The organism is Lysobacter sp. FW306-1B-D06B, assembly GCF_038446665.1.
Taxonomy (GTDB): domain Bacteria; phylum Pseudomonadota; class Gammaproteobacteria; order Xanthomonadales; family Xanthomonadaceae; genus Lysobacter_J.
In genome coordinates this window covers 1,085,033-1,100,545 of sequence record NZ_CP151802.1, presented here as the reverse complement: position 1 = coordinate 1,100,545, position 15,513 = coordinate 1,085,033, and the positions used below count along the sequence as shown (strand labels likewise).

The 15,513-nt window shown below is 63.4% G+C and carries 17 protein-coding genes; 6 read left to right on the top strand and 11 right to left on the bottom strand.

The genetic code is table 11. The features are described 5' to 3' along the window. Window positions 1-30: 30 nt before the first annotated feature. Window positions 31-1,218: an MBL fold metallo-hydrolase gene (locus tag AAFF32_RS04975; protein WP_342316667.1), complete on the bottom strand. Its 1,188-nt coding sequence runs from the start codon at window positions 1,216-1,218 to the stop codon at window positions 31-33. A gap of 79 nt (window positions 1,219-1,297) precedes the next feature. On the opposite strand from AAFF32_RS04975, the gene AAFF32_RS04970 reads away from it, so the two are divergent. Then, window positions 1,298-1,912 carry a TetR/AcrR family transcriptional regulator gene (locus AAFF32_RS04970; RefSeq protein WP_342316666.1) on the top strand — a complete coding sequence of 205 codons (615 nt, stop codon included), beginning with the start codon at window positions 1,298-1,300 and terminating at the stop codon, window positions 1,910-1,912. Window positions 1,913-1,991: 79 nt separating this feature from the next. Here the strand turns inward: AAFF32_RS04970 and AAFF32_RS04965 are convergent, their stop codons facing one another. Continuing rightward, window positions 1,992-3,461 (bottom strand): HD domain-containing phosphohydrolase, encoded by a 1,470-nt coding sequence (locus AAFF32_RS04965; RefSeq protein WP_342316665.1) that lies wholly within the window; start codon window positions 3,459-3,461, stop codon window positions 1,992-1,994. Between the two features lie 171 nt (window positions 3,462-3,632). On the opposite strand from AAFF32_RS04965, the gene AAFF32_RS04960 reads away from it, so the two are divergent. Further along, a complete protein-coding gene (locus AAFF32_RS04960; protein WP_342316664.1) occupies window positions 3,633-4,406 on the top strand; it encodes an alpha/beta hydrolase in 774 nt (257 codons plus the stop codon). Between the two features lie 149 nt (window positions 4,407-4,555). Here AAFF32_RS04960 and AAFF32_RS04955 read toward each other — a convergent pair whose 3' ends face one another. The 4 genes from AAFF32_RS04955 to AAFF32_RS04940 all read right to left on the bottom strand — a co-directional run bounded on the left by AAFF32_RS04955 (window position 4,556) and on the right by AAFF32_RS04940 (window position 6,888). After that, on the bottom strand, window positions 4,556-4,855 hold the full coding sequence (locus tag AAFF32_RS04955; RefSeq protein WP_342316663.1) for a hypothetical protein: 300 nt from the start codon (window positions 4,853-4,855) through the stop codon (window positions 4,556-4,558). 85 nt (window positions 4,856-4,940) lie between these two features. Continuing rightward, complete coding sequence (locus AAFF32_RS04950; protein ID WP_342316662.1) at window positions 4,941-5,195, bottom strand: hypothetical protein; 255 nt, start codon at window positions 5,193-5,195, stop codon at window positions 4,941-4,943. Window positions 5,196-5,256: 61 nt separating this feature from the next. Next, on the bottom strand, window positions 5,257-6,333 hold the full coding sequence (locus tag AAFF32_RS04945) for a hypothetical protein (protein WP_342316661.1): 1,077 nt from the start codon (window positions 6,331-6,333) through the stop codon (window positions 5,257-5,259). A 150-nt stretch (window positions 6,334-6,483) separates the two neighbouring features. Further along, complete coding sequence (locus AAFF32_RS04940; protein WP_342316660.1) at window positions 6,484-6,888, bottom strand: hypothetical protein; 405 nt, start codon at window positions 6,886-6,888, stop codon at window positions 6,484-6,486. 341 nt (window positions 6,889-7,229) lie between these two features. On the opposite strand from AAFF32_RS04940, the gene AAFF32_RS04935 reads away from it, so the two are divergent. The 3 genes from AAFF32_RS04935 to AAFF32_RS04925 all read left to right on the top strand — a co-directional run bounded on the left by AAFF32_RS04935 (window position 7,230) and on the right by AAFF32_RS04925 (window position 11,149). Beyond that, window positions 7,230-7,880: a response regulator transcription factor gene (locus tag AAFF32_RS04935; protein ID WP_342316659.1), complete on the top strand. Its 651-nt coding sequence runs from the start codon at window positions 7,230-7,232 to the stop codon at window positions 7,878-7,880. Beyond that, window positions 7,877-9,736 (top strand): ATP-binding protein, encoded by a 1,860-nt coding sequence (locus AAFF32_RS04930; RefSeq protein WP_342316658.1) that lies wholly within the window; start codon window positions 7,877-7,879, stop codon window positions 9,734-9,736. The genes AAFF32_RS04935 and AAFF32_RS04930 overlap by 4 nt, the downstream gene beginning before the upstream one ends. Window positions 9,737-9,985: 249 nt before the next feature. Beyond that, window positions 9,986-11,149, top strand: coding sequence for a YadA-like family protein (locus tag AAFF32_RS04925; protein ID WP_342316656.1), 1,164 nt, complete (start codon window positions 9,986-9,988; stop codon window positions 11,147-11,149). Window positions 11,150-11,237: 88 nt separating this feature from the next. On the opposite strand, the gene AAFF32_RS04920 is transcribed toward AAFF32_RS04925, so the two are convergent. From AAFF32_RS04920 to AAFF32_RS04910, 3 genes are all read right to left on the bottom strand, one after another. Continuing rightward, window positions 11,238-11,483: a hypothetical protein gene (locus AAFF32_RS04920; protein WP_342316655.1), complete on the bottom strand. Its 246-nt coding sequence runs from the start codon at window positions 11,481-11,483 to the stop codon at window positions 11,238-11,240. Between the two features lie 1,132 nt (window positions 11,484-12,615). Next, entirely contained in the window at window positions 12,616-13,092 is a 477-nt protein-coding gene (locus tag AAFF32_RS04915; RefSeq protein ID WP_342316654.1) for an Hsp20/alpha crystallin family protein, read from the bottom strand. A 377-nt stretch (window positions 13,093-13,469) separates the two neighbouring features. Beyond that, the gene (locus AAFF32_RS04910) at window positions 13,470-13,673 is read right to left on the bottom strand and encodes a hypothetical protein (RefSeq protein ID WP_342316653.1); all 204 of its coding nucleotides are present in this window, start codon (window positions 13,671-13,673) and stop codon (window positions 13,470-13,472) included. Window positions 13,674-13,983: 310 nt separating this feature from the next. Here AAFF32_RS04910 and AAFF32_RS04905 point away from each other — a divergent pair, with 310 nt between their 5' ends. Next, window positions 13,984-14,247: a hypothetical protein gene (locus AAFF32_RS04905; protein ID WP_342316652.1), complete on the top strand. Its 264-nt coding sequence runs from the start codon at window positions 13,984-13,986 to the stop codon at window positions 14,245-14,247. 43 nt (window positions 14,248-14,290) lie between these two features. Here AAFF32_RS04905 and AAFF32_RS04900 read toward each other — a convergent pair whose 3' ends face one another. Continuing rightward, window positions 14,291-14,689, bottom strand: coding sequence for a hypothetical protein (locus AAFF32_RS04900; RefSeq protein WP_342316651.1), 399 nt, complete (start codon window positions 14,687-14,689; stop codon window positions 14,291-14,293). A 272-nt stretch (window positions 14,690-14,961) separates the two neighbouring features. Then, window positions 14,962-15,312, bottom strand: coding sequence for a YkvA family protein (locus AAFF32_RS04895; protein WP_342316650.1), 351 nt, complete (start codon window positions 15,310-15,312; stop codon window positions 14,962-14,964). Between the last annotated feature and the right edge of the window lie 201 nt (window positions 15,313-15,513).

The following is a 15,513-nucleotide window of genomic DNA, read 5'->3' as shown; positions in this document are numbered from 1 at the left end:
CCTGTGAGTCCGACCGCGGCCGGGCCCGCGCTATCGCGCGGTCGGTGCCAAGGTCGAATCTGCAAACGCCAAGGCTTCACCCGCCCCGCGCCACCAGCGCGTGGCCGCGTGCGGCGACGCCAGGTCGAGTCGTTCGCCCATGCGTGGTGTCGCCAGCGCGATGCCCCGATCGTTGGTTAGCGCGAGGACGCGCTCGAATGGCTCGGTCCAACCGTGCATGGCTAGGTCGAACGTGCCGTTATGCATCGGTACCAGCCAACGACCGCGTAGATCGAGGTGCGCCTGTACGGTCTGCTCGGGCTGCATGTGTATGTAGGGCCATTGCGTGTTGTACGCGCCGGTCTCGAGCATGGTTACGTCGAACGGCCCAAAGCGCTGGCCGATCTCCTTGAAGCCTTCGAAGTAGCCGGTGTCGCCGCTGAAGAACAGCCGTAGATCGTGCGCCGCGGTGTCGCCGTCGGCGCCATCGACGATCACCCAGGATGCCCACAAAGTCTTGTTGCCATCGAACAGGCCGCGGCCCGAATAGTGCTGCGCTGGCGTGGCCGTGAATTGCACACCACCGAGCGTTGTGCTCTCCCACCAGTCGAACTGACGCACTTGATCGGGGCTCACACCCCAGGCTATCAGTCGGTCACCGACCCCCAGTGGGGTCAGGAAGACACCGGTCGTCTGCGCGAGCTGCAGCACAGTCTCGCGATCAAGGTGGTCGTAGTGATCGTGCGAGATGATGACGCCACGCAACGGCGGCAGATCTTCCAACGCGATCGGCGGCGCGTGAAAGCGTTTGGGGCCCGCCCATTGCACCGGCGATGCACGTTCCGCGAAGACCGGGTCGGTGATCCAGAAGCCGCCGCGCAGCTTGATCAGCATCGTCGAGTGACCGAGCCGGAACAGGCTTCGGTCAGGCGCAGCTTCGAGCTGGGCGCGGGTGAGCCCGTCGACGGGCAGCGCCGCAGCCGGAACGGTGTCGGCTGGCTTGTTGAGCAGGACGTCCCAGATGAGACCCAGGGTTTTAAGCACTCCGTCGACCGGCTTCGGAACCGGATTGCGGAACCGGCCGTCCGCGGCCTGCGGCGAATCAGGATAGCCAGCGAAGGCGACATTGGTCTTGGCGACGGAAAGAAGGCAGGCGCTCACGATCAGAACTCCAAGGAGAAGGGCGCTCCGGCCTGCCAGGCGGAACGCGCGGCGGGCTGGGGTGGACGGGGTGGTCATGGCGGACACCTCGAAAAGTACACGACACAGTGTAGTTTCCTCTTTTTCAAAAGTAAACTAGTCGGTGTAAACTTGTCGGATGAGCACTTCCCCCGCCCCCTCCCGTCTGACCGACCGCAAGCGCGCGGCCATCCTCGACGCCGCAATCGCCGAATTCAGGCAGTCCGGCTACGAGGCCACGAGCATGGACCGGGTCGCCGCCAGCGCAGGGGTGTCGAAGCGGACCGTCTACAACCACTTCCCGAGCAAGGAAGCCCTGTTCGCGCAGATCATTCAGCAGCTCTGGGAACGGGCCGCGGAAGGGGCGGATCCGGCCTATCGCAGCGACCGCCCGCTGCGAGCGCAGCTCTTGGATTTGGTTTCGCAGAAGCTTCGCTTGCTGCACGACCCGAGCTTCGCAGACCTGGCACGCGTCGCAATCGCGGCCGGCATTCATTCACCCGAGCGCACGCAGGAGATCGTTGCGCGCATGGGCGAGCGCGAGGAAGGTCTGACCATCTGGATCCGTGCCGCCGCGGGTGATGGCAGGCTGAAGACAAGCGATCCCGTCTTCGCCTCGATGCAATTGCAAGGGCTCGTCAAGGGCTTCGCGTTCTGGCCGCAGATCGCCTTGGGTCAGCCGCCTCTTACGCCCGCCGAGCAAAAGCAGGTTGCGGAAACGTCGGTAGACATGTTCCTGGCCCACTACGGCTGACAAGGCAACACGCCATGGGTCACCGGCGTGGTCCCCGCCAGCCCGGGGCCGATCGCAGCGACCACGCGGACAAATGGGACTACAGCAGTCCCAACTGAGTGGCCTTCAATGTGGCCGCCGCTCGCGTCGAGCAGTCCAGCTTCCGGAAGACGCTTTCGACGTGCGTGCGCACCGTGCTCGGGCTGATCGACAACTTCTGCGCCACTTGCTTGTTGCTCGCGCCGAGACTGATCCAGCGAAGGATCTCCCGCTCGCGATCTGTAAGTAGCGCCGTCGGTGGCGCGACAGGTCTGGCCGTTGGCGACCGCGGCTTGTCGAGTAGCGCGCGAACAACGTCCACGTCGTAGCGACCCTCCGCGGCCTCCGCCATCAACAACTCGCCTGCCGCAGTTTCCGGGTACGCATCGCGCCAGGGACGCGCCATTCGCAGCGCGGCCATTGCCGCCGCCGCGGCGAGAATGCGGCCTTCGAGCGGAAAGCTGACCTCCTTGACCTCGCGGAAGTAGCCCGAGCCATCTGGACGCTCGTACGCGTACGAGGCGACTTCGGCCTCACGCGCCAGCGAACCGATCTGTCGCGCCGCGCGGCCGGTCCAGTAGGGCACCAGGCGGATGCGTTCCCATGCCGACTCCGCAAGCCGGCCCTCCGTGTCCCACACAATGTTCGGCACGGCGGCGCGCCCCATGCCATGGATCAGCGCGGCGCGATACACGCGTTGCTGGCTGACTTCGTCCAAACCGAGCTGGCGTGCGGCATTGCGTGCAAGGTTGGCGACGGCGCGCGAGTAGCCGGTCATCCAAGGCAACTTCAGATCGATCACGTCCGCCAGGATCTCCAGCGAAGTCGTGCGCCCGGACAACGTCGCATCCAGCGAACACGGGCCAGACAACGTCGGGTCGTCGTCGAGCGCAGCCTGCCATTGTCTGGCGTGTAGCAGGACCAGGCCCGCAAGGGTTCGCGGATACAGCACATTCGCGCGTTCGGCGATGAGTTTGCATGCCTGCTCCAGGCCATAGAGCCGGCTGAAGATGTCCAGATCGCCCGCAAGCGACGCCATGTAGACGGCGACCGGAACCTGCTCGCCGCGCAGTCCGTCAGGCGCGCCTGTGCCGTCATGGCTTTCGAACAGATGGCGCAGTGCGAACTGGGTGTCCTCATCCAGTCCGAGTTGCGCCGCGATATCGCCCGACACTTCGCAATGGATACGCGACAGCGACAGGAACGCGGAACTCTTCTTTCGAGTACCGGACCGGAAACTGCTGCCGGAAGTCTGCATCGCGAGCAATGCCTTGCGCCCGCTCACGTCGTCGCCGAACAGCTGAGCGAACTCTGGCGCATTGGCGGTACAGCCCGACCAGCGCAGCAGCGCTACTGCAGTGGCGCGTGTGCAGGTGGCATGATCCGCACCCGCTTCGCGGGCCAGTTGCCCTGCGATCCACGCCGCGCGCGGCGAGTGGTCCGTCGGCTGGCCCATGGCGAGGTCGCCGACGAACGCCAGCGACCGGATCACATCCAGGACAGCGACGGGAGAGTCTTCCACGGTCTTCATCACCTCTACACGGGGAGGACGGGAAGTCTAGCCCCGCCTTTCCCGCGTGGGCCTCGGTCATTCAACCGATGGTGCGCGTGAGGGCCGGACGGCAATCTGCGCTCCAAGGCTGGCCCGCCAGTCTCTCCGCCGAAAGACCGAACCGCCTCACTACCCGCTCTGGAGAATCCCATGAAACTGAAGTCGCTCGCGCTCGCTGCGGTTGCCGCCCTGTCCCTGGCCTCCACCGCCCATGCCGCCAAGCCGTCCCCGACCTCGAAGCCGCTGAAGAACGTCGTGCTCGTCCACGGCGGCTTCGTCGACGGCTCGGGTTGGAAGAAGGTCTACGACATCCTCAAGAAGGATGGCTACAACGTCAGCATCGTGCAGAATCCGACGACCTCGCTCACCGACGATGTCGCCTTCACCAAGCGCGTCATCGCGCAGCAGGACGGCCCGGTGGTGCTGGTCGGCCATTCCTACGGAGGCGTGGTGATCTCTGAAGCCGGCAGCGACCCCAAGGTCGAACGCCTGGTCTACATCGCCGCCTTCGCGCCGGATGCTGGCGAGTCGGTGCAGACGCTCATCGCCAACCCGCCGCCGGGCGCCCCGCAGCCACCGATCCTGCCGCCTCAGGATGGATTCCTGGCGCTGGACCGCGCGAAGTTCGCTGCTTCGTTTGCTGGCGACCTGCCGGCGGAGGAAGCCGCGTTCATGGCCGCTTCGCAGGTGCCGTGGGGCGTCGACGCGCTTGCCGGCAAGGTCACCGTTCCGGCGTGGAAGTCGAAGCCGAGCTGGTACCTGGTGGCTACCGAGGATCACATGATCCCGCCGCCGGCGCAGCAGATGATGGCCAAGCGCGCAGATGCAAAGGTCACCGAAGTGCCTGGCAGCCATGCCATCTATGTCTCCAAGCCCGAAGCGGTTGCCAAGCTCATCGAGCAAGCCGCGCAAGGCAAGAAGTGATCGTGATGTAAGACGCAACAGTCACCTGCGCCCCGCATACGCGGGGCGCTCTTCTGTCCGCTTTGGCAAGAAAGCAGGCAACACCACTGTTGGGTCCGAGCTCGGCTTAACGTCTGCTATCGGCCAGAAGCGGACGTTGCCAGCCGACTTCAGTCGTCGTGTGTATAGAAGGTATAGCCATCAGGCGCTGCCCCGAAGAACCCGGAGAACAAGCCGATGGGCCACGCCTCCTCGATGGACAGCGTCGGCGGCGAACCGGCATTGTCGGCCGCGTAGGGACCGCCTGGCAGCCATTCGCTCAGCACGAGCGACGTCGCGGCGGCTTGCGCTTGTCCGAGATCCGGCGCCTTCACCACGCGTGTGGTGAAGAACCCGATGACTGGATCGGAACCGTCGGCAAAGGGATACGAGATGCCCGCACCAGAGAGCCTAACTTTGAAGTACGGCATAGGCCTTCCGCAGCGATGTCCGCTATGGGTCGAAAGCAGACATTAGCACCCGGCCAGCCAGTGAATGAGGCGGCCTCAACGTCCGCTAACGGCCAGAAGAGGAGGTCTGCACTCTGTCAGGGCGTTCGATCAGCACGAAGTCTTCAGCGGTTTCGACGGTGTAATGCACGAGACCGCCGAAGTCGGTATCGACCACGATGCCTTCACCGAGATATGCCCAGCCTTCCTGCCCGGGGAGATACCTTCCCGTGTCCATCGAGGCGATGACCTTTCCGCGATACTTCGTGGCGATCTGGATGATGTCGCCTGGCTCAATGTCGGGGCCATCCACGTACTTCATGCCCTACCTCCTCGATCTCGCCCAATTTACAGTTTCGGCCAAGAGCGGACATCTGGGCCCCTCACTCATCCTGCGAGCGCTGTCTGTCTACGGCTTCCTCGCCGCCCGCGTCGCTACCGATGTACGGGATCGCTCGCATCCCATGCTCAAGTTCACGGATACGCACCACGTCTCGTTTGAGGCGAAGAGCTTCGCCCTGCGGCTCTTCAGCTGCCTGCTCCATCGAGGCAGGTAACACAACGTCAACTTCGCCGCCCTTCTCAATGAATTTCACAAGCTTTCCAACCGCCTTCTCGAGGGCGGCCAACCGTTCTCCGTCGAGATTCGGTGTTTCGTCGGCGATCGCCTTCGAAATATGCTCCAAGCCTTCGTGCTTCTCTGCCTCGGCCTGGAGTCGAATGGCGTTTAGCACCTGCGTGTTGGCAAGCTTTAGCGCTTGTATCTCAAGTTCAGCCTTGCGCAACGCCTGGACCTTTTCTGCAACTTCCAAGGCCTTCAGCAGTACGGACGAGATAACTCTGGCTATTGCCAACGTTGTTGCAAGAGTGAGGATGATCGATCCAGTTTGAGCGCCGATGACCCGAATTTCTTTAGGAGAGGCGCCAACTGCCATGGCCACACCCCTGCCGATGTCATGCCATTCTTGCGCCCACTTCTTCAGATCCACGACATCATTGATCGAGGCGTCATGATCGAAAACGACCCTAAGGACAATCTCGTCACGCGGCGTTTCGAACGGATCAACCAGACCGTAAAGAGCCGCCCTGATCTGGGTCGACCTCTCTATCGCGGTCGTGACTTCACCTGCGATGCGATTCAACTCGCTGGCAGCCGTCACCACATCCAGCGCATTGCGAAAGAGCACGCCTTCCAATTCACGAATGCCAGCGCCACCGAGATGACCAAGTAGACGGAGTTTTTCTTCAAGAAATCTGGCCTGAGCATCCGTCAGAGAAGTCAGATCTACTTCTGCTAGTTGGGCAACTAGCTGCGCCTGCTCCCGCGCAAAAGCTTGCCTCGAACCGTTGGCATTGTTCTGGACTGCGGTGGCGAGCTCTGAGTACAGCCTCGGAATTTGACGCTCAACGACCTCGCGATCGACCCAAAACGTTAACCCTGCAAGCTCTTCCGTGTTCACCGTTCTGCCCCCTGTTCCTGTACACAAAGGAGTGGGCGGGATGCCCGACTCCTCCTGTTATGTGTGTTGTGGAATCGCTCTTCGACGACCGCTTTGGGTCGAAGGCGGACATTAGCATCGCCGAGGCCGGCTCGCCTCGCGGCATGTCCGCTAACGGCGAGAAACGGACGTCGCCTGTCGACGCGACCTCACGGTGCGTACCCACGCCCCGGCGACGGTTCCAACAAGCGCCGCGAGCACGACCAGCAGCCATTCGATCAGCATCATGAGCGGCGGTGCCGCACTCCATGCCGACAAGACGAGGCCAATCAGGATCGAGACGAGCGTGTACACCCCGAGCGTCATGAAGGCCTGTCGGAGGGATTCGGTGAGACTTTGCGTTGCGACCGCGAAGAACAGGATCACCACCGCCAACGTGAAAGCCACATTGCTGGCCGCCCAGGTACGGAAAACCCCCGCTGGATCGCCATATGGGAAAGCGCCTTCGAAGAGGCCGATGACGAAACCTATGGCGACGACGCACAGCGCGTGCCTTACCGCGATTCTCCAGCGCACTGCGTCTCCTCAAACGTCCGCTTCGGGTCGGAAGCGGACATTAGCAGCACAGGCGCCGGCCGTCCCTTCCGAACCTCCGCTTTCGGCCAGAAGCGGACACCAACCGGCGATCAGTCTTCGAAATGCGGCTCACGTGTGGTCCAGAACAGGTCGTATCCCCTTCGCGGTCAATTGAACATGCCTAGGTGACGCCAACGACTTGGCCTACCCGCCTCCGGGCTGCAAGGCTTGGAAGCCGCACGGGCACCCGGACCGCCCCGGCACGATCGGAGCGCGATCAACCACGCTAGACTCGCGTGCGTTTGGGGGGTCCGGCGAGGGGAATCGTGGAACCGCGGTCGATGGTGCTTTCTTCGGTGCTGGTCGTCGAGGACGACGACGGCGCCCAGCGACGCCTGTTGCGATTGACGTCGGACGTTGCCGGCGCGGATGCGCACGTCGAGGCGGTCCCCAGCCTGGAAGCGGCGCGTGCGCGCCTGTCCGCGCGGCCGTTCGCGTTGGCCCTGGTGGACATGCAGTTGCCCGACGGCAACGGCGTTGATCTCATCGCCTGGATGCAACACCGCAGCACGCAGACACAGGCGGTGATCGTGTCGGCATGGGCGGAAGAGAACGTCATCCTCGCGGCAATTCGTGCCGGGGCGATCGGGTACTTGCTCAAGAGCAGCGAGGACGCCGAACTCGCGATGTTCCTGCGCATCCTGCAACGCGGTGGCGCCGCCATCGATCCGGTGATCGCACGACGGATCCTGACGCTGCTTCCCCAGGCGCCCGCTTCTGCGCCCGAAGCAGGCGATGCCCGGCTCACGCCACGCGAGAGTGAGGTGCTGCGCATGGTGGCCCGTGGACTGAGCAACCGCGAGATCGCGCAGGCCACCAACCTGTCCCGGCTCACCATCGAAAGCCATACCCGCAACATCTACCGCAAGCTTGCGGTGACTTCGCGCACCGAGGCGGTGTTCGAAGCGCGTTCGATCGGACTGCTGAGTTGATACGCGCGCTCCTGGCGCTGCTCGCGCTGTGGCCCGCGATCGCGTTTGGCCAGCTCGCGTCCACCGCTTCGACGTTGACGATCGATCGCGCCGAGGCGGTTCGGTCGGATTGGAACGCCACCACCGCGCCCGCCACCGGCTGGACCCCGGTGACGCTGATGGACTACTGGGATGCGCGCTGGCCGGAGCACGACGGCGTGGTCTGGTATCGCCTGCACTGGCGGCAGGATGACGCCAGTCGATCGACCGCGTTGCTGATCGACTACGTTTGCATGACCAGCGCGGTGTATGTCAACGGAAGCCTCGTCGCACGCAATCCAGGTCTGGTCGAGCCGCTGTCGCGCACATGGAACTCGCCGCAGTATTTCCTGCTTTCACCACCGTTGCTCCGACAAGGCGAGAACACGGTACTGGTGCGTGTGTCGGGCCTGACGGCGTACCAGCCCGGCTTCGGAACCGTCACCGTCGGCGATCCTGAGGTGGTGCACGCGCAGTATCGAAGCGACCGCTTTCGCCGTTATGACATAAAGCTGATCAACCTCGCCATGAGCATGGTCCTTGGCGGCGTGTTCCTGCTGGTGTGGCTGCTGCGACGACAGGAAACCGTCTACGGCTGGTTCGCCCTGTCGGAATTCAGCGGTTCGCTGTACGGCGCGAACTTCATCGCTACCAGTACGTGGCCCTTCCCGAGCACCGACGCCTGGCAGGCGTTCATCGCCGCGATGTACATGGCGGCCGGCGCAAGCTACGCGATGTTCCTGCTTCGCTATGGGGAAAGGCGGTATCCGCGCCTGGAGCGCATCATGGGTGCACTGTGCGCATCGGGCCTCGTCGCCGCAGCCTTTGCGCCCGGCTGGATGGGGCCGCATCGAACACCATGGATCCTGCTGGGCGGCGCGTTCTTCTACATCGCCATCGGCTGGTTCCTGAGCCGCGCCTGGCGCGTGCGCCGCGTGGACTACGTGGTGATGGCGGGCTGCGTCATCGCACCGGTGCTGGTGTCGTTCTACGACTTCGCCCTTTACTTCGGCTGGGTTCGCGGCGACACCTACCTGCTCAGCCTGACCTCGGTGCTGACGCTGATCGGCGTCGGCTTCGTGCTGGCGTACCGCTTCGTCATCGCGATGCGCCGCATGGAAGGCTTCAACGCCGAACTGCAACGTGAGGTCGACGCCGCGACGTCGAATCTCGCGGCCACGCTCTCGCGCCAGCACGCCGTCGAACTCGCGCACAGCCGCGCCGGCGAACGCCTGCAGCTTGTCCGCGACCTGCACGACGGTTTCGGCGGCACGCTGATCGGCGCCATCACGCAGCTGGAGCAGTTGCCGGACGACATGCCCAAGGCGAAGGTCGTGGACGTACTGAAAGACATGCGCGACGACCTGCGCCTGGTGGTCGATTCCACCGCCCGGGAGCACGCGGACCTGGCCGCGCAGCTCGCACCGCTGCGCCATCGACTTGCCAGGCTGATGGAACTGGCAGGCATCGACAGTCGGTGGCAGCTGGAAGGCCTGGACGGCATCGAACTGGGTACCGCGCGCAGCCTCGATCTGTTGAGACTGATGCAGGAAGCGCTGGCGAACGTGTTCAAGCACAGCAACGCGCGATGCGTGGATGTGCGGCTGGAGTGCGTCGATGGCGTGCTGCGTTTGCGGATCGCCGATGACGGACAAGGCATGGCGATGCAGGCATCGACGGACGCGGGCGGTGCGGGACTGGTCAGCATGCGCGTGCGCGCGGGGCGCCTGGGCGGGCAACTGCGTATCCATTCGGACGCGTCGGGCACGGGACTGCAGCTGCAGTTTCCGGTCCGCCTGGAAGACCGGAATCCCCGCGCGGAGACCGCGACTACCTGATCTCGTGGATATCCGCGCACGCAGGACGAATGCATTCTCGCGCATTGCCGTGGGGGCGGCTTTGCATGTTCCACGGCGTCCTGTTCCCCGGAGATCGTCATGCCCCGTTCCGCTGCCCTTTCCCGACTGGCCTTCGCCAGCGCGCCGTTGTTCGCTGTCCTCCTGATGCTGTCCCCTGCGCTCGCACTCGCGCAGGCCGTCGGCGGCACGGGTACCGACCCTTGCAGCCAAAACGCCACCGGCCAGGACATGGCCTGCGGAAGCGGTAGCCACGCGAGTACGCCGGGCTCGGCGGGCCCCACCCGCTCAGGCTGGTCAAGCAGTGCCGGAGGCGCGGCCGGCTCGGCGAATACGGCCATCGGCGAGAACAGCCAGGCAGGCAATGGCGGAAACGGCGCAAACGGCACCGCCGGCGGCAGCGGGGGCGTCGGTGGAACCGGCGGCACGGGCAATTTCGCGATCGGCATCGACTCCCGCGCCGGCACGGGCGGCAACGCCGGCGACGGCTATGCGGGCGGCACGGGCGGCGCGGGCGGTGCCGGTGGCAACAACAACATCGCCATGGGAAATGGCGCCTCCGCTGGCATCGGTGGCGCCGGCGAGGAAGGCTGCTGCGGCTTCCCAGGCACTGCGGGCACGGCGGGTACGAGTGGCAACACCGCCCTCGGCCAGGACGCCGCCGCGAACGGCGGCAATTCGGTGGCACTGGGCGCCGGAAGCACGGATGGCGGCGTCGCCAACGTGATTTCGGTGGGTTCCAGCACGTCGCAACGCCGCATCATCAACGTCGCGGCCGGCACCGCGGGCACCGATGCGGCCAACGTGGCGCAGATGAGCAGCGGCGACGCTGCGACACTGACCTCGGCAAATGCCTACGCCGATGCGCGCGAAGGCGCGATCCGCAGCGACATGGCCGTCGGTAATGCCACCGTGCTCGCCTCCGCGAACGGCTACACCGATGCCGCGACGGCAACGACGCTGAGCTCGGCCCGCGCGCACGCCGACGCAGGCGACGTTCAGACGTTGAACCAGGCGCAACAGTACGCGGACGCCGGCGACGCGGCCACGCTGACTGCCGCCAACACGTACACGGACCAGCGCTTCACCGAGATGACCGGTCTGGCAGACAGCTTCAGCACGTTGCAGAAGGACGTGGACGACCGGTTCAACCGCATGGATCGCCGCATCGACAAGATGGCCGCGATGAGTGGCGCCTATGCAGGCATGGCGATGAACACATCGGGATTAACCGGTAACAACCGCATCGGCGTCGGCATCGGCGCGCAGGGTGGCCAGGAGGCCATCGCCGCGGGCTATCAGCGCATCATCGGAAATCGGGCAAGCGTGTCGCTGGGCGCCGCATTTGGTGGCGGCGAAAAAAGCGTTTCGGCAGGCGCCGGCTTCAGCTGGTAGTCGTTGCCAGAGGCGGACATCCGCCAAGCGTGCGGACGTTGGCACCGCGCCAAACGGGGCGGCGTCCGCTATCGGCCAGAAGCGGACGTTACGATCCGTTCCCTTCCCGATTGAACTGCTGGAACAGCTTGTAAGCGGCGCCGCCGGCACACACGGCAATCGCGAGATAGAGCACGGCTTGGAAGCAAAAGAGAACGGGACGTTCAGAGAGACGGATCAGATCGCTCCCTCGTGCAGGGCCATCGATTCCTCCGGTGGCCACACCGACCCCGAAGGCGGCGGCACTCAGCGCAGCTATGCAGGCGAGCAACAACGCCCAAAGAAACTTTGCCACTGGAGCCCGCATCACGATCAGTCCGCTTTGGGTCGGAAGCGGACATTAGCATCCGACTCGGCGTCCGCCCTGCTCAATGTCCGCTATCGGCCAGAAGCGGTCATGCCCCTCGGCCGGACGACATATCGAACATCATCGCCGTGGCCGGCCGTGCCGACCTCATGCGTGGCGTCAAGCGCAGCAGAAACCCACTCCGGAACAGGCTCTCCCCACAAGACACCGCGATGATCGTCGGGATAGGCCGTGCCGTTTGGATTCGGCGAGTGCGCCCAAACCGCATTGTCCATGGTGTTGGAGCACAACGTTGCCCAGAGCTGGAAGGGCTCATGCCGGACTGCCGCACGTTTCTCAAGGTGCCTCAGTACGCGCACGGTAGACGCGGCAATGCCCACGCGATTCTCCGCACGGGAGTTACCTCGTCCGTACCAGTCCACGTGCGTGTGCCAGTAATCAAACCAGCTTGAGAGATCGAGCTCGTCGATCCTGCGACAAGCCCTTGCTTCGGCTCGGGCCCAATACGCTGCCATTCGCTTCTGATAGCGACGATCCATGTGCTTCGCCATTACGTCCGCTTCGGGTCGGAAGCGGACATTAGCATCCGATCCGGCGTCCGCACGGCCCCAGCGTCTGCTATCGGCCAAGAGCGGACGTCAATCAGAATCGCATCGCAATTTGCGGCACGAGACTGCTTCCGGACCGGCCGGGTAGCGGGAATTTCTGCGACGAGTTGCCTAACGCAGCTTGAGCATTGATACCTCGCCCACCGAGGCAGAGTCACGAACCAGATTTCTTCTGGGGCTAGTCACTTAAATTGGGTGCGTGCGACACCGCGTAGTCGACCAGCTCAGCCGTCCAATCCTCCACAAAGGCCTGGCATCGATCAGCGATGTAGTCGCTGCCTCGAGCATACGAAGGCACCATCGGTTTGCTTATCGACGCGTCGTCCAACACTGCCTTCCAAGATGCGAGTGCGACGCTCGGATCAGGATGGGTGCGAAGCGTCGCGCGCAACGCCTGTCGCAGAATGTAAACCTGCGCTTGCAGGTCACACAGGGCCTCTTCCGTTACTCGATCCATAGGCACCCCGATCAAGAGGCGGCTGCCCGCCAAACGACGGGCAGCCGCACAAAGGTTACTGACTGATGACCGAACCGACTTGAATTCGCCGCGGCGTTGTCTCGGGCCGCTTCGGAATGACGATCTTTAGGACGCCGTTATAGCCAGAAGCTGAAATGCCTTCGGGATCCGCGCTTTCAGGCAACGCAAAGCGGCGGTGAAAGCTGCCTTGACGCCTCTCAATACGGGAGAAGCTCTCGGTATCCGACGTGGCTTCGCTGCGCCGTTCGCCCTTGATCGTCATAATTCCTTTGTCCATCTGCACCTCGATGTCCTGAGGCGGCACCCCGGGAAGATCCGCATAGAGGACGAACTGGCCGGCCTCCTCCTTGATGTCAACGAGGGGTATCCATTGGCTGGTGACAATCGACGACTCATCGGAAGATCCGTTCTCGAACATGGCCCGTTCCATTAGACGGTCGAGCATTTGCCGGAGCGGATCCTGGGACAGGCCTTGGTTGGGCCACTGGGGAATGCGAACCATCGTGTTCATGGCTAGGTCTCCAATTGGCGGTGTGGACGATCGCCCCGTCCGAAACGCAAATAGGAGCGCGGTGAGGCGATTCAAGGGGCCCAATTGCAGCACAAGGCGCCACTCAGGGTTCGTTTAGACAGGATGGGCGCCCCGCTGCGCTAGAGGATTGCGCGAGCCGCCGAACCGGCAAAATTCGGCGACATCACCGTTGGGCCTTGGTGAATGCAGCTAGGTCGTGACGAGCTGGACCGGCGCTTGGCCGCGTTGGACGAGGCCATGGCCAGGTTGCGCGCCGAGTATCCCGACCAGGAAGAACTCAGGGCGGCGCATCGGCAATAGGTGCCAAGGGAGAGCCCGTCACTCCCCTGGCACCCCTCCCCCACCTAACCTTGGAACTAGAGACCCGGGGTTGGCACACCGTAGCGGTGCAGTATTTCGTCCACCGCGATCCGGACCTCGTTCGGGTCCTCCGCGCTACTAATCACTGGCCCGATGTAACACGTGAACGCCGACAGGATGTCCTCCTGGGGCACCGCTTCGATGATCACCGGCACCATGGCTTCGAACGCTTCGAGATCGTGGCTATGCGCGTCAGTCATGACCCTCATCTCCCACTGAAGGTTGATCTTGGGGCAGTAAATTTTCCGCGGGGATCGTTAATCGCGTGTCAAATCGCGCCGGATTCCGCATGCTGCGAATCGGCCAGCAGCGCTAGTTCTCCAACGCCATTTGAGAAGGCTTCATCAAGCTCGCCAGCGGGCTGTAGAGCACTATGGCTTGAACGAGTAGCTTAGGCGGCACCCATGAGGAGTGGCTCAACCTCGGCCTGAATGCGGATTCCATACCTTGGCCGGGATTCAGTTGGTATAGTTGCGGCAATACGTCGTGTGTAACCATTTCCGGACGGCCATGGAACCAATTTCGCTCGAAGACCTCGCTTTGCTCGAGGTGTTAACAAGGATCTCACAGCACGCTGCACTGACCGATGGCGACTCCGTGGTTCGAGAGCGAATGATCGAGAGCGGCTTGGTGGTCGAGGGCGATGAAGGATTGGCACTGACGTCCGCCGGGATCGAGATGTGCAAATCCCTGCAGCATCGGGCTGCCGCCGACACGCAGGTGGCGAAGATTCTCCAATTGCGCGAGAACGGCGACGAAGCTCCAAGGGCTTAAGGAGCCGCTCGTTGCCATTGCCTGCGGGCCTCCGTCGTCCCTCTTAACCGGCGCGACAGCTTTCTAGAGCATTCTCGAGGTCGCGCAACAGGTACGGCTTCCTCAGGTGTGGTGCACCGCGCATAACAGCGGGAACCTCGTCGCCGGCATGCGCACTTGCAACCAGATACGGAATCCCGCGCTCAGTAAGCAGGATGGCGACGTTAGCCCCCGTCTGGCGTCCGAGATCAACGTCTAGCATCGCCGCATCAATCGACGGCTCCCGATTAATCCGTTCAATCGCTTCCTTTACTGATCTGGCGTGAACGGTCGTGTGACCTAGCATCTTTAGCGCCATCACGACGCAATCGGCGACGTCCGGGTCATTCTCCAACACCAAGATCAGCATTGTCGCTCCCCGCGAGAATTCTTCGGCTGAACTTGCCCGAGCCTGCGTGATCATCGTGGCAATAGACCGCTCACGAGCCGTAAATGCGCCGAGCGATCAGTTACAGATTTCGGCTCGGCCATAAGTCGATCCGTCGTCACTCCCTCAAGCAGGGTATGCCTAATTCGGCATTGAGGTGCGAGGCCGTTACAGCCGGCCAAAATGTCTACTAAGACGGAGCGTCGGACCGCTCCGTCTAGGTCAGCTTAGGGTCGGAAGCGGACGTTAGCACTGCGGGCGGGGCTGTGGCTGGCCGAACGTCCGATATCGGCCAATACCCGGAGGCACTAGGACCGCCATGTCTGATAGGCCCAGAGCGCAAGTGAGATCGCCAGCGCCACCCAGATGAGAACGATGACAGCGGTTGCCCAAGGGCTACCTGGCACATCGCCCGATCCGGCATCGACTCGTGCCCGACAATCGGCCATGACCGCAGGGGGAATCAAGCGAATTGCCCACGCAATCCCTAGCGGTAGAACGATGAGATCGTCCAAGTACCCGAGTACTGGGACGAAGTCTGGAATCAGGTCGATCGGGCTCAGCGCGTAGGCAACGATGGCGGCGACCAGCAGCTTGGCGTACCAAGGTGTACCCGGATCGCGGGCCGCGAAATACAGCGCACGGACTTCAGCCTTCATAGTGCGGGCATAACGTCTAAGCCGGCCAAGCCAAATCATCGCCGCGACTGTCTTGTTGGGCCGGAAACAGACGCTAGCACCAGTCCCGGCGCTCAGGTTGCCCAAGATGTCCGCTACCCGGCCAGAAGCGGATATTCACATTCGCCCCCATGTGCCGACCAGCATCGCGATTGGACGATTAGAGGGCGCGACTATTGGCCG

Bases quoted from the DNA above. Each gene is read 5' to 3' on its own strand.
- AAFF32_RS04975 (WP_342316667.1), bottom strand. From the start codon at position 1,218: ATGACCACCCCGTCCACCCCAGCCCGCCGCGCGTTCCGCCTGGCAGGC.
- AAFF32_RS04970 (WP_342316666.1), top strand. From the start codon at position 1,298: ATGAGCACTTCCCCCGCCCCCTCCCGTCTGACCGACCGCAAGCGCGCG.
- AAFF32_RS04965 (WP_342316665.1), bottom strand. From the start codon at position 3,461: ATGAAGACCGTGGAAGACTCTCCCGTCGCTGTCCTGGATGTGATCCGG.
- AAFF32_RS04960 (WP_342316664.1), top strand. From the start codon at position 3,633: ATGAAACTGAAGTCGCTCGCGCTCGCTGCGGTTGCCGCCCTGTCCCTG.
- AAFF32_RS04955 (WP_342316663.1), bottom strand. From the start codon at position 4,855: ATGCCGTACTTCAAAGTTAGGCTCTCTGGTGCGGGCATCTCGTATCCC.
- AAFF32_RS04950 (WP_342316662.1), bottom strand. From the start codon at position 5,195: ATGAAGTACGTGGATGGCCCCGACATTGAGCCAGGCGACATCATCCAG.
- AAFF32_RS04935 (WP_342316659.1), top strand. From the start codon at position 7,230: ATGGTGCTTTCTTCGGTGCTGGTCGTCGAGGACGACGACGGCGCCCAG.
- AAFF32_RS04925 (WP_342316656.1), top strand. From the start codon at position 9,986: ATGGCCTGCGGAAGCGGTAGCCACGCGAGTACGCCGGGCTCGGCGGGC.
- AAFF32_RS04915 (WP_342316654.1), bottom strand. From the start codon at position 13,092: ATGAACACGATGGTTCGCATTCCCCAGTGGCCCAACCAAGGCCTGTCC.
- AAFF32_RS04910 (WP_342316653.1), bottom strand. From the start codon at position 13,673: ATGACTGACGCGCATAGCCACGATCTCGAAGCGTTCGAAGCCATGGTG.
- AAFF32_RS04905 (WP_342316652.1), top strand. From the start codon at position 13,984: ATGGAACCAATTTCGCTCGAAGACCTCGCTTTGCTCGAGGTGTTAACA.
- AAFF32_RS04900 (WP_342316651.1), bottom strand. From the start codon at position 14,689: ATGATCACGCAGGCTCGGGCAAGTTCAGCCGAAGAATTCTCGCGGGGA.
- AAFF32_RS04895 (WP_342316650.1), bottom strand. From the start codon at position 15,312: ATGAAGGCTGAAGTCCGTGCGCTGTATTTCGCGGCCCGCGATCCGGGT.